Annotated in this window: 11 protein-coding genes; 4 read left to right on the forward strand and 7 right to left on the reverse strand. The window is 40.9% G+C overall.

Annotated elements, in window-relative coordinates; all coding sequences use genetic code 11:
• Positions 1-5: 5 nt before the first annotated feature.
• The 3 genes from pheT (at position 6) to lpxM (ending at position 3,817) form a co-directional block, all read left to right on the forward strand.
• A complete protein-coding gene (gene pheT, locus K5Q58_RS14680) occupies positions 6-2,393 on the forward strand; it encodes a phenylalanine--tRNA ligase subunit beta (protein WP_220754670.1) in 2,388 nt (795 codons plus the stop codon).
• 4 nt (positions 2,394-2,397) lie between these two features.
• Complete coding sequence (ihfA, locus tag K5Q58_RS14685; RefSeq protein WP_055024430.1) at positions 2,398-2,697, forward strand: integration host factor subunit alpha; 300 nt, start codon at positions 2,398-2,400, stop codon at positions 2,695-2,697.
• Between the two features lie 184 nt (positions 2,698-2,881).
• Entirely contained in the window at positions 2,882-3,817 is a 936-nt protein-coding gene (lpxM, locus tag K5Q58_RS14690; RefSeq protein ID WP_220754671.1) for a lauroyl-Kdo(2)-lipid IV(A) myristoyltransferase, read from the forward strand.
• A 146-nt stretch (positions 3,818-3,963) separates the two neighbouring features.
• On the opposite strand, the gene K5Q58_RS14695 is transcribed toward lpxM, so the two are convergent.
• The 6 genes from K5Q58_RS14695 to K5Q58_RS14720 all read right to left on the reverse strand — a co-directional run bounded on the left by K5Q58_RS14695 (position 3,964) and on the right by K5Q58_RS14720 (position 9,742).
• Positions 3,964-5,094 carry a cupin domain-containing protein gene (locus K5Q58_RS14695; RefSeq protein ID WP_220754702.1) on the reverse strand — a complete coding sequence of 377 codons (1,131 nt, stop codon included), beginning with the start codon at positions 5,092-5,094 and terminating at the stop codon, positions 3,964-3,966.
• A gap of 83 nt (positions 5,095-5,177) precedes the next feature.
• Entirely contained in the window at positions 5,178-6,548 is a 1,371-nt protein-coding gene (purB, locus tag K5Q58_RS14700) for an adenylosuccinate lyase (protein WP_220754672.1), read from the reverse strand.
• A gap of 40 nt (positions 6,549-6,588) precedes the next feature.
• The gene (hflD, locus tag K5Q58_RS14705; protein WP_220754673.1) at positions 6,589-7,209 is read right to left on the reverse strand and encodes a high frequency lysogenization protein HflD; all 621 of its coding nucleotides are present in this window, start codon (positions 7,207-7,209) and stop codon (positions 6,589-6,591) included.
• A 3-nt stretch (positions 7,210-7,212) separates the two neighbouring features.
• The gene (gene mnmA, locus K5Q58_RS14710) at positions 7,213-8,331 is read right to left on the reverse strand and encodes a tRNA 2-thiouridine(34) synthase MnmA (RefSeq protein ID WP_220754674.1); all 1,119 of its coding nucleotides are present in this window, start codon (positions 8,329-8,331) and stop codon (positions 7,213-7,215) included.
• Between the two features lie 180 nt (positions 8,332-8,511).
• Positions 8,512-8,991, reverse strand: a complete 480-nt coding sequence (locus tag K5Q58_RS14715; protein WP_220754675.1) for an NUDIX hydrolase — start codon at positions 8,989-8,991, stop codon at positions 8,512-8,514.
• Positions 8,992-9,082: 91 nt separating this feature from the next.
• Complete coding sequence (locus tag K5Q58_RS14720; protein ID WP_220754676.1) at positions 9,083-9,742, reverse strand: rRNA large subunit pseudouridine synthase E; 660 nt, start codon at positions 9,740-9,742, stop codon at positions 9,083-9,085.
• A gap of 284 nt (positions 9,743-10,026) precedes the next feature.
• On the opposite strand from K5Q58_RS14720, the gene K5Q58_RS14725 reads away from it, so the two are divergent.
• Positions 10,027-12,252, forward strand: a complete 2,226-nt coding sequence (locus K5Q58_RS14725) for an NADP-dependent isocitrate dehydrogenase (protein ID WP_220754677.1) — start codon at positions 10,027-10,029, stop codon at positions 12,250-12,252.
• A gap of 237 nt (positions 12,253-12,489) precedes the next feature.
• Here the strand turns inward: K5Q58_RS14725 and cspD are convergent, their stop codons facing one another.
• Complete coding sequence (gene cspD / locus K5Q58_RS14730; protein ID WP_055024439.1) at positions 12,490-12,696, reverse strand: cold shock domain-containing protein CspD; 207 nt, start codon at positions 12,694-12,696, stop codon at positions 12,490-12,492.
• Positions 12,697-12,814 lie beyond the last annotated feature (118 nt).

Here is a 12,814-nt window from a genome sequence, read left to right on the forward strand (position 1 = left end):
TAAAGATGAAATTCAGTGAATCTTGGCTTCGTGAGTGGGTTAACCCATCAGTAAGCCGTGACGAGTTATCACACCAAATTACAATGGCCGGTCTTGAAGTAGATGGCGTTGACCCAGTAGCTGCCGCATTTAGTGGTGTTGTTGTCGGTGAAGTTGTTGAGTGTGGTCAGCACCCTGATGCTGACAAACTGCGTGTTACCAAAATTAATGTCGGTGAAGAAGAGTTAATCGACATCGTTTGTGGCGCACCAAATTGCCGTTTAGGTTTAAAAGTTGCTGTTGCTATGGTTGGCGCAGTGCTTCCTGGTGATTTTAAAATCAAAAAAGCCAAATTACGTGGTCAACCATCATTTGGTATGTTGTGTTCATACGGTGAATTAGGTATCGACATCGAAAGCGATGGCATTATCGAATTACCAACGGATGCGCCAATCGGTAAAGACGTTCGCGAATACCTAGACCTTAATGATGCCATCATTGATGTTGATTTAACTGCAAACCGCGCAGACTGCCTTGGTATGGCTGGTCTTGCCCGCGAAGTCGGCGTATTAAATCGTGAAGCAGTAACAGAGCCAACTTGGGATGCGGTTACAGCGACCATCGAAGATAAAGTTGCAATCAATGTGATTGATTCACAAGCTTGTCCTCGTTACTTAGGCCGTGTGGTTAAAAACGTAGATTTAGCTGCTGCGACTCCATTATGGATGCAAGAAAAATTGCGTCGTAGTGGTATTCGCTCAATTGACCCAATTGTTGATATTACCAATTATGTATTAATTGAATACGGTCAACCAATGCATGCGTTTGACTTAGCAACATTGTCTGGTGCGATTCAAGTACGTTTAAGTGATGGCGCTGAAAAGCTGACATTATTAGACGGTAATGAAGTGACAGTACCTAATGACACTTTAGTTATCGCAGATGACAGTGGCTCAATTGCCTTAGCAGGTGTGTTTGGCGGCGAAAAAACCGGCGTAACGACTAAGACTCAAGATATCCTTTTAGAGTGTGCATTTTTTGCTCCGCTTGCGATTATGGGTAAATCACGCCGTTTAGGTCTTCATACAGACGCTTCACATCGTTTTGAGCGTGGTGTTGACCCTGAACTACAACACAAGGTCATGGACCGAGCAACACGTCTAGTATTAGATATTTGTGGTGGCGAGGCTGGTCCTGTTGAAGAAGCGGTTACTGAAGCTAATTTACCTAAGCCAGTTGAGTTAACACTACGTCGTAGCAAGCTTGATAAAATTTTAGGTCACCATATTCCTGCAGCTGATGTGACTGAAATTCTTGAGCGTTTAGGCTTTACTGTGACAGCTAATGCGGAAACTTGGACTGTTGTGACGGCAACTTACCGTTTCGATATGGCCATTGAAGAAGACTTAATCGAAGAAGTTGCGCGTATTTACGGATATAACAATATCCCGAATATTGCACCTGTAGCCTCGTTAACCATGTCTGATCATAAAGAAGCGGATATTTCATTACGTAAAGTACGTAATGTGCTAGTTGCTCGCGGTTTCCAAGAAGCTGTGACTTATAGCTTTGTTGACCCTAAGCAACAAAATCTTGTTCACCCAGATGCACCAGCAATGATTTTGCCGAACCCAATTTCGGTTGAAATGTCTGCTATGCGCCTTTCTATGTTCACTGGATTGTTGACCTCAGTAGGTTATAACCAAAGCCGTCAGCAAGGTCGTGTGCGTTTATTTGAGACGGGTTTACGCTTTGTACCTGATGCAAAAGCAGATTCTGGTGTTAGACAAGAAGCCATGATTGGTGCGGTGATTTCTGGTGTTCAAAATGATGAACATTGGTCTATGGATTCTAAAACTGTCGACTTCTTTGATTTAAAAGGTGATTTAGAATCAATTATCGGCTTGACAGTTTCGACTTCTGAATTTACTTTTAGAAGTGCAACACATTCTGCTCTTCATCCGGGGCAATGTGCTGAAATACTAAGAAATAATCAGGTCATTGGTATCATTGGTGCTGTCCATCCTAGTTTGGAAAAGCCTTTTGGACTAAATGGTAAAACAATTATTTTTGAGTTAGAACTGGACGCTTTACTGCATGCCAGTTTGCCGCTAGCCCAGACTGTATCTAAGTTTCCTGCAAATCGACGTGATATTGCTGTTGTTGTTGAAGAAGAAGTTTCTGCAACTAATGTTATGAATTTGATAAGAAAAGTTGGCGAAAATCAGTTGGTTGGCTTAAACTTGTTCGACGTATACCGAGGTAAAGGTGTTGAAGCAGGCAAAAAGAGCCTTGCAATAGCACTTACATTACAAGACATTACTCGTACGCTTGAAGAAAAGGATATAACTGAAACTGTTGATTCAGTTGTGTCTGCACTTAAGACCGAGTTCAACGCATCGTTGAGGGACTAAAAGTATGGCACTTACCAAAGCCGAAATGGCAGAACATCTTTTTGAAACGCTGGGCATTAATAAACGTGTTGCCAAAGAGATGGTTGAGTCTTTCTTTGAAGAAATTAGAGAAGCACTCGAAAGTGGTGAGCAGGTCAAGTTATCTGGCTTTGGAAACTTTGATCTGCGCGACAAGAATCAAAGACCGGGAAGGAACCCAAAAACTGGTGAAGATATTCCAATTTCAGCTCGACGTGTTGTGACTTTCCGTCCAGGACAAAAGTTGAAAACTCGAGTTGAAGAATCAAACTCGGCTAAGAAATAGTTTCGCTTGATTAAAAAAGCCACTCGTTTGAGTGGCTTTTTTGTTTTCTAAGACGGATAAGCCAGTGTGAGTTAAGTAGATGATATAAAATTATCGTGTTGTCAGTACTAGAAAATTGTTATTATACGTGTTTGGTTCCGCTCTTTATATTTCATAGCATTGATGTAATTTTTTGAGGTTTCTTTTGGCTAGACAAGCAAAACATTTCGACCGTCGATTTACTCTTTCTTTATTGCATCCCAAGTACTGGGGCACATGGCTTGCCATTGTCATCTTGTTTATATTTGGTTTAATGCCTGCCTTGATCCGAGACCCACTTTCTCGACTATTGGCAAGGCTTGTGATGCTGATAGCTAAAAAGCCAATAAATGTTGCTCGCATTAATATACGCACCTGTTTTCCTGAAAAATCTGCTGCTGAAATTGATGCTTTGATTAAAGACAATGTCGATATGTTTGTATTGACGTTAATGTCACAAGCTGAATTGTTGCTTCGCTCGAATGCGCATATCAAACGCAGGGTAACGATTGATGGTTTTGAGCATGTTAACTCAGCAAGACAAGCTGGTCAGCCTATCATCTTTATTATGCCCCATGTGTGGCCGATTGATTATGCAGGTATTAGGCTTAACATTGAGCTCCCCATGGTTACGATGGCAAAAGCTCACAGAAACGGTTTATTTAACTGGTTTAGTAATCGTCTACGTAGTAGTCAAAACGGTCGGGTTTACATGCGAGAGGCAGGTATACGCGCTCTAATCAGTGAATTAAGACAAGATAATAGTTTCTTTTATCTACCTGACGAAGATTTAGGCCGCGAGCAAAGTGTTTTTGCACCGCTACTAGGCACCGTTAAAGCCACTTTGCCAGTGGTAGGGCGCTTAGCTCAAGCAGGAAAGGCGCAAGTGTTGCCGGTCAAAATTGGCTATGACAAACAAGCTCGCCAATTTAATTTAACCGTGATGCCAGCGGTGAATCCAGAAGACATGCAAGGCAAAGACAATGAAGCTATCGCGCTAAATCATATGGTTGAACAGGTGATTAACGCTTACCCTGAACAGTACATGTGGTTTTTGAAGTTTTTAAAAACTCGTCCGATAGGCGAAACCGACCTTTATTAATTTTTTGTTATAAGTACAGATAAAAAAGGCACTAACGTAGATTCTTTAGTGCCTTTTTTATAACTGGATTTCAGCCATTTTTAATGACTCGATTTATAACTTTAAATACTATTTATAACTTTAAATGCTATTTATAACTTTAAATGCTATTCAGAAAAGTAAAACCAACCTTGGTTGATTAACTGAGCGACTAACTTCACTAGAGCGGGTTGTTGACTCCATTTCAATAAAGAGTCTTGGTCGATAAAGTGCTCATTAGCAATAATTGCTACAATGTCAGCATCGATACCTGCTACTGTTACCACTTCACCATTGATGTATAATTGTGCTTGCTTATCAGCTTCTAACTTGAGGACTTTTAAGCCACCAATGCGTTGAATGCTAGCGCCATCTTCAATGGCTTCAGTAACATCATTAGCCGAAATTGGTTGCTCAAATGGGTTAAGGTCTAACTCAAAACGGTTTTGACTTAACAATTTACCCAGCATGGTTTGATATTGATTTGGGTCTTGGGCAAGTTGAGTTAGTAAATTCATCATTCCTTGCTGTTGTTGCTCACTCACGAAGCCTTTATTTGCTACTTCTTCAGTTGAGGTAAATCGCTGCTTACCAAGATTATTATCAATTAATGAATCTGCCATTTCGGTCAGCAACTCTTGCTGACTCGGCGCTCTAAAACCAATTGAGTAACTTAAAGCAAGTGTTAACGTTTCACCGCAATGTGGGTAACCAGGCGGAATATAAAGTACATCACCTTTGGTTAATACCACGTCAATAATAGGTTCAAAGTCATCGACTAATGGGCTGTTTTTATCACCACCACGTTGTTGGTGGTTGCCAGTATTGCCAACCTGCCAGCGTCGCTTACCTTCACCTTGAATAATGAATACATCGTAGTTATCGATATGTGGCCCGACGCCGCCTTTAGGTGTTGCGAATGACACCATCAAGTCATCAAAACGCCAGTCGGGTAAAAAGCGAAACGCCTCGACTAATGGTTGAGACTCTGGATACCAATGATTAACGGCTTGAACCAATAACTGCCAGCCATCTTCACCATATTCATCATAATCTTCAAATGGTCCTTGAACTACATTCCAGCCCTGCGCTTGTGTTTGAACAATGCGCGAAGATATATCTTCTTCCATTGCTAAACCTGCAAGTTCATCTGCTGAAATGGGATCTTCAAAGTCATTAAAGGCATTTTTAATAACAATGGGCTTCTTTTGCCAATATTCACGGGTGAAGTCAGCTGTATCGAAATTTAATGTATACATAGTATTAAAAAGGCGACAGCTCTTACGAGGTGTCGCCATTCCTTATTCATCTAATAAGTCACCTTAAGTGCTTATTTGGAGGATTATTTTAACTCGTCAACGAATGCTTCAGCACGGCCGATATAGTTAGCTGGTGTCATTGTTTTAAGTTCAGCTTTAACGCTGTCTGGTAGCTCTAAGCCATCGATGAATAAAGCAAGTTGCTCACCATCAATACGCTTACCACGGGTTAATTCTTTTAACTTTTCGTATGGTTTTTCGATGCCATAGCGACGCATAACCGTTTGTACAGGCTCAGCCAGTACTTCCCAGTTTTTGTCTAATTCAGCTAATAGGTTTGCTTCGTTAACTTCTAGCTTGCTGATGCCTTTCATTGTTGCTTGATAAGCTATTAATGAATGAGCCATACCAACACCTAGGTTACGCAATACGGTTGAATCCGTTAAATCACGTTGCCATCTTGAAACTGGCAATTTAGCGGCCAAATGCTGCATAAGCGCATTAGCAATACCTAAGTTACCTTCTGAGTTTTCAAAATCGATAGGGTTAACTTTATGCGGCATGGTTGAAGAACCAATTTCGCCAGCAATAGTACGTTGCTTAAAGTGACCCATTGCAATGTAACCCCAAATGTCACGATCGAAATCGATAAGAATGGTGTTAAATCGTGCTACAGCATCAAATAGTTCAGCAATGTAATCATGCGGTTCGATTTGAGTTGTGTAAGGGTTCCAGTTGATGCCTAAGCTTGTAACGAAACGCTGTGACAGTTCATGCCAGTTAACTTCTGGGTAAGCAGAGATGTGTGCGTTGTAGTTACCTACAGCACCATTGATTTTACCCATGATTTCAACTGCGTTGATTTGGTTTAGTTGACGCTCTAGACGTACAGCAACGTTAGCCATCTCTTTACCTAATGTAGTAGGTGAAGCTGGTTGTCCGTGAGTACGTGACATTAACGGAACTGATTTGTTTTCAGTCGCTAATTTTTTAATTGCATCAACAATTTCAAGACACTGTGGTGCCAAGACTAACTCACGTGCTTCTTTTAGCATTAACGCATGAGATAAGTTATTGATGTCTTCTGAAGTACACGCGAAGTGAACAAATTCGTCGATAGCGACTAATTCAGCGTTATCGGCAATTTGTTCTTTAATGAAATACTCAACCGCTTTAACGTCGTGGTTGGTGGTTCTTTCAATTGTTTTAACGCGCAATGCGTCTTCTTCGCTGAAGTTATCCTTGATGCTATCCAGTAAGATTAATGCTTCTTCACTGAATGGCGGAACTTCTTCAATCTCTGGGCAGCTTGAAAGTAGTTTTAACCAGTTAATTTCAACTTGAACACGGTATTTAGTTAAACCGAATTCGCTGAAAATACCTCGTAAAGAGGTGGTTTTGCTACCATAACGACCGTCTATCGGAGAGATAGCAGTCAGTGCAGAAAGATCCATTTGAAGCTCCTTGATGAACTTTTGTTGTAGGGTGATACGATTAATTATTTTTACGGCTGCTAATAGCAGTATCCACAATGGCTTTACGAGCAAAAACCAGATGACGACGTTTGCCACCTAATTGACGCCATAAAACAGCACTGCGCATAGCTGATAGAAGTAAAGCACGGATTTTTTGTTGTACTTGCGGTTGTTGCAAGCAAGCTGGATTACCAGAAATTTGTAATTTAGGGCCAAGCTCACTGATCACATCGCTATAGATGCTTGCTAAGCTCGCAACGATTTGCTCATCAGTAATGGCAAAATGGTGCAGTTGTCGGTGAACTTGGTTAATACGCTCAGCTAGCATGCCAAGGCCGTTGGCAGAACGTGCTAATTTACGTTCTAGTGCGAGCATGCCAACCAAATAACGTGTTGTTTCAACGTCTTTGCTATTACCGTCGCCTAATTGATTTTCAATTAGCTGGTAGCCTTTATTGAGCGCTTGTTTATCTTTATAGATATCAGAAATTGATTCTGGATCTGTCACCATGATGGTGTTCAAACTTGCCGCCATGGCTGTCTCGTCTGACTCACCATGACGGGCGAGGTGTTGAACTTGAGCAATAGCTTGTAAAATACCTGCAAACGCCATTGTGCGTTCAAATAATACTTGGCTCACGCTCTATCCTCTAATTAACGTATCGATAATGCCGCCGCCTAAACAGACCTCACCATCATAGAATACCGCTGATTGACCTGGCGTTACCGCTGCAACTGGCTCATCAAACATCACTTTAATGTTATCTTCGCCCTCAGTCGTAACAGTACATTTCACATCTTGCTGACGGTAACGAGTTTTAACGGTAATGGTTGCTGGCGAAATAGGGCCTTTGCGGTCAACCCAGTGCAATTGACTCACAAGCATGCCATGTGACATCAGGCGAGGGTGATTACCGCCTTGAGCAACAATAAGAACATTACGTAATAAATCTTTCTCAACTACATACCAAGGGTTGTCATTGCTATTTTTTAAGCCACCAATGCCAAGCCCTTTACGTTGGCCAAGGGTGTGATACATCAAACCTTGGTGAGAACCGATCACTTCACCTTCAGCTGTTTCAATATCACCAGGTTGTGCTGGCAAGTATGTGCCTAAGAAGTCAGTGAATTTACGTTCACCAATAAAGCAAATACCTGTGCTGTCTTTCTTGTCGTGGGTGATAAGACCCATTTCTTTGGCAATATCGCGAACTTGGAACTTTTCTAATTCGCCAACAGGGAATAAGCTTTTAGCAACTTGTTTGTCGCTTAACGTATAAAGAAAATAGCTTTGGTCTTTATTAGCATCTATACCACGAAGCATTTGAGTGGTGCCATCTTCGTTGTCGCGGCGACGAACGTAATGGCCCATAGCAATGTAGTCAGCATCTAGAATTTCATCAGCGAATTCTAAAAATGCTTTGAATTTGATTTCTTTGTTGCACATGATGTCAGGGTTCGGTGTACGACCCGCTTTGTATTCTTCAAGGAAATGTTCAAACACATTGTCCCAATACTCTGATGCGAAGTTAACCGTGTGCAATTTGATGCCGAGTTTGTCACAGACGGCTTGTGCGTCTTTTAAATCTTCAGCTGCAAGACAATATTCATCCGTATCATCTTCTTCCCAGTTCTTCATAAATAATCCTTCAACCTGATAGCCTTGCTGCATGAGCAGATAAGCCGAAACTGAAGAATCTACACCGCCGGACATGCCTACGATGACTTTTTTAGCATTTGAATTGGGATTGATTGATGTCATAAAACCTAAAAACCAGTGAATTTACGGATACAAGAGATGATCATGTGGTCGACAATAGCGTTTTTCAAGTCGCTAGGTATTTGCCATCATAAATAAATGTAAAAATCGACCTTTACAACTGACCTTAAAAATCGATGAAAAACATCACGAAAATCTCAAAAATGTGCGGCGCATATTCTATCACGCATTGTTGTTGTCGGCTATCATCTGAAGGTCACTATCAATCAGTGATAATGGGCTGTGACCTTTATGTAAATAGTCCTCGATGCATTTTATCACCAAAGGGCTTCTAAGTTGATGTTTACGGGACTTTATTTCATCTAATGTAAGCCAGTGACAAGCCTTAATCGCTTCATCTAAAGGCTGGCAATCTATCAAGTTTTCAGTCTCTGCTGCGAAGGTAAACCGCACAAAAGCCAATTGCTCATCTGCGCTGAATTGATAGATACCAATCAAGCCTGCCAATTCAATATCTAACCCAGTCTCTTCATTAACTTCTCGTTTACAAGCCTGTGGAATTGATTCTAGAGCCTCAATATGACCAGCAGGTTGATTGAAACGAACTTCACCTTCAATGATTTCTTCGACGAATAAAAACTTTTGTTGGCAATGGATCACACAGGCCACAGTCGTATTAGGTTTGTAGCGTTGCTGAGTCATTGAATTATCCTATATTAGTTGTGAACACTAATCCTAAACACGCTGAAGCACATTGGGTCCACTTCATTAGTCAGTTTATTTAATATGAAAATTACTGGGCAATCGTTTTATATTGCCCATTATCGATATCATCTAAACTCCATTGACCTATTTTATAGCGAATTAATCTTAAAGTAGGGTGGCCAATGTGGGCTGTCATTCTTCTAACCTGCCTATTACGACCTTCACAAATTTGAATTTCTAACCAAGTTGTCGGAATTGATTTTCTTTCCCTAACCGGTGGTATTCGTTCCCAAACTTTAGGTTCACTCATGACCGTCACTTTAGCAGGTAAGGTCATTCCATCTTTTAATTCAACACCTTGGCATAGCTCTTTTATTGCTTGCTCGCTTGGCTCGCCTTCAACTTGAGCCCAATAAGTCTTATATGTTTTCTTTTTGGGCTGAGTTATTTGGGCTTGTAGCTTACCGTCATTAGTTAGCAACAATAATCCTTCACTGTCCCTATCAAGCCTACCTGCAGCGTAAACATCTTTTACTGGAATAAAATCTTTTAATGTTTGCCTTCCTGACTCATCAGTAAATTGACAAAGAACATCAAAAGGTTTGTTAAATAACACTATTATTGGATTTTCAACCGTTTTTTTTACGGTGCGTTTAACGGGTTTTCTGGTATTGTTGGTAGACTTTTTAGCTGTTCGGGCAAATGCCGGTTTGGTACTAAATCGTTTTGCTTTGTCATTTGCTGGCATAGATAAGCCTATTTAAGGGCGAAATTAAGTTATTTTGCATAGTTTACTTGGCATTGGGCCTTAGTGGAATTTGAATCTGCGAGATAATGATCTATGATGTTGGCCTAAAAAATGTGATCTGTGCCCACTTTTGTTACCACAGCCACAGTTTATTTTTCTATTTTCATATGGATTTGTGCCGTATATAAATAGACTTCGACAACAAGATTGAAGCTATTTTAGGTAGTTACTTATTACAATAATAATTTATAAAAACTCTTTATTTCAATAATGTAGGAAAAAGCATGAAAGATAACTCTCCAACGATCATTTATACTGAAACTGATGAAGCGCCAGCATTAGCCACGCTTTCATTACTCCCTATCATCCGCACATTTACCAACGCTGCAGGTGTTAAAGTTGAGACCCGAGATATATCTTTATCAGGCCGTGTCATTGCAAACTTTCCTGAAAAGTTAACTGCAGAACAAAAAATCTCTGATGCATTAACTGAATTAGGTGTGATGGCTGGGACTCCTGAAGCCAATATTATTAAGTTACCTAATATCAGTGCGTCAATTCCACAATTGAAAGCGTGTATTGCTGAGCTTCAAGCTAAAGGTTATGACATTCCGAATTATCCGGATGAGCCTACAACCGATGCTGAACGTGATACTCAAAGCCGTTATGACAAGATTAAAGGTAGTGCGGTAAACCCGGTATTACGTGAAGGTAACTCAGATCGCCGCGCACCGACTTCAGTTAAAAACTACGCTAAGAAAAATCCGCATTCAATGGGTAAATGGGCAAGTGACTCACAATCTCATGTTGCTCATATGCAAGAAGGTGATTTTTACGGAAGCGAGCAGTCAGTAACGTTAACTGCCGCGGACACAGTGAGTATTGTACTAACGCAAGTTGACGGTCAAGAAGCTGTGCTTAAGAAAAACCTGCCTTTGCTCGCAGGTGAAATCATCGATACTGCAGTGATGAGTAACAAAGCATTGCAAGCTTTTTATGAGCGTGAAATCGAAGCCGCTAAATCTGAAGATGTTTTATTATCGCTTCACTTAAAAGCGACCATGATGAAAGTGTCTGACCCGATTTTATTCGGTCACGCTGTTAAAGTGTTCTTTAAAGACGTATTCACTAAGCATCAAGCATTGTTTGATGAGTTAGGTGTTGATGTAAACAATGGTTTTGGTGATGTTTACGCTAAAATCGCATCGCTACCACAAGCAAAACGCGCTGAAGTTGAAGCTGATATTGCTGCTGTTTACGCAAAGCGTCCAGCACTAGCGATGGTTGATTCTGATAAAGGTATTACTAATCTGCATGTACCAAGTGATATCATTATTGATGCTTCTATGCCTGCTGCTATTCGTTCTTCAGGCAAAATGTGGGGACCAGACGGTCAACTAAAAGACACAAAAGCAATGATCCCAGATCGTTGTTACGCCGGTGTTTACCAAGAAACTATTGCATTTTGTAAGGCCAATGGCGCATTTAACCCAACGACAATGGGCAGTGTTCCAAACGTCGGTCTAATGGCACAAAAAGCAGAAGAGTACGGTAGCCACGATAAAACGTTTGAAGTTGCAGCTGCGGGTGTTGTTAAGGTTATCAACAGTGCGGGTGACGTGCTAATGAGCCACAACGTTGAAGTCGGCGATATTTTCAGAATGTGCCAAGTTAAAGATGCGCCAATTCGTGACTGGGTGAAATTAGCTGTTAAACGCTCTCGTTTAAGCAATACACCTGCAATTTTCTGGTTAGATAGCAATCGTGCCCACGATGCTCAGCTTATCGCAAAAGTAGAACTGTACTTAAAAGATCACGATACAGCAGGTCTTGATTTACAAATCTTAGCGCCAGTTGAGGCAACTCGAGCAACACTTGCGCGCGTTCATGATGGGCTAGATACGATTTCAGTAACTGGTAACGTATTACGTGATTACTTAACTGATTTATTCCCAATTCTTGAATTAGGCACCAGTGCTAAAATGTTGTCGATTGTGCCACTGATGAATGGCGGTGGTTTATTTGAAACTGGCGCAGGTGGTAGTGCACCTAAGCACGTTCAGCAGGTTGAGAAAGAAGGGCACTTACGTTGGGATTCACTGGGTGAGTTTTTAGCGTTAGCGGCGTCTTTAGAGCACTTAAGCCAAACTGAGAACAACGCTAAAGCACAAGTATTGGCAGATACACTTGATACGGCTATTGGTCAATTTTTGGATAGCAACAAGTCTCCTTCACGTCGTGTAGGTGAACTTGATAACCGTGGCAGCCATTTCTATCTTGCTATGTACTGGGCTCAAGCATTATCAGTTCAAACAACTGATGCTGAATTAGCTGCTGAATTTGCAGGGTTAGCTGAATCATTAACTACAAACGAAGCTGCAATTGTTGCTGAGTTAAATGATTCACAAGGTCCAGCTGTTGATTTAGGTGGTTATTTCCGTTTAGATGCAGCAAAAGCAGAAGCGGCAATGCGTCCGAGTGCATTGTTGAACTCTTTCATTACGGCTTAATACAATAATAGGTGTTAATTCGCTTAAATAGCAAAAGCAGAAACGAAAGTTTCTGCTTTTTTGTGCAAAAAATTTAAGTGTGTTGGCTGTTGGACTCGTTAATTTTGTAAGAAAGTTTGTGTTTAAGAAATCTTTTTGGGTGTTTTTTAAGCGAACGAGCTGTGATATGCAATAAAATTATTAAATAAAAAAGGCAGAGATTAAAATCTCTGCCTTTTTGTTTTATAGTTTCAGCTACTATTTAGTAGGTGAAATGGCTGAAGCATGCATCCCTTTTGGGCCCTGCTCAGTTTCGAAATCTACAGGTTGGCCCGCTTTAAGCGTTCTATAACCTTCCATTTCGATTGTTGAATAATGCGCAAATACATCTTCGCCACCCTGATCTGGGCAAATAAACCCGAATCCTTTGGCGTTGTTGAACCATTTAACAGTTCCGCTTGCCATACTTCCACTTCCTTCTGTTGTCTACTTACCAGTAAGATAGTAAAACTTATTTTTATCAGCGGTCTCTATTGCCGCCTCAGAACAGAATGAAATTTGTACGAAAAGATGTCAAGTAAAA

Source organism: Shewanella sp. KT0246, assembly GCF_019654955.1.
Classification (GTDB): Bacteria; Pseudomonadota; Gammaproteobacteria; order Enterobacterales; family Shewanellaceae; genus Shewanella; species Shewanella goraebulensis.

What these genes read in the sequence shown, in the direction of transcription:
- K5Q58_RS14695 (WP_220754702.1), bottom strand. Translation starts at nt 5,094, where the DNA reads ATGTATACATTAAATTTCGATACAGCTGACTTCACCCGTGAATATTGG.
- mnmA (WP_220754674.1), bottom strand. Translation starts at nt 8,331, where the DNA reads ATGACATCAATCAATCCCAATTCAAATGCTAAAAAAGTCATCGTAGGC.
- ihfA (WP_055024430.1), top strand. Translation starts at nt 2,398, where the DNA reads ATGGCACTTACCAAAGCCGAAATGGCAGAACATCTTTTTGAAACGCTG.
- K5Q58_RS14725 (WP_220754677.1), top strand. Translation starts at nt 10,027, where the DNA reads ATGAAAGATAACTCTCCAACGATCATTTATACTGAAACTGATGAAGCG.
- cspD (WP_055024439.1), bottom strand. Translation starts at nt 12,696, where the DNA reads ATGGCAAGCGGAACTGTTAAATGGTTCAACAACGCCAAAGGATTCGGG.
- purB (WP_220754672.1), bottom strand. Translation starts at nt 6,548, where the DNA reads ATGGATCTTTCTGCACTGACTGCTATCTCTCCGATAGACGGTCGTTAT.
- K5Q58_RS14715 (WP_220754675.1), bottom strand. Translation starts at nt 8,991, where the DNA reads ATGACTCAGCAACGCTACAAACCTAATACGACTGTGGCCTGTGTGATC.
- K5Q58_RS14720 (WP_220754676.1), bottom strand. Translation starts at nt 9,742, where the DNA reads ATGCCAGCAAATGACAAAGCAAAACGATTTAGTACCAAACCGGCATTT.
- pheT (WP_220754670.1), top strand. Translation starts at nt 6, where the DNA reads ATGAAATTCAGTGAATCTTGGCTTCGTGAGTGGGTTAACCCATCAGTA.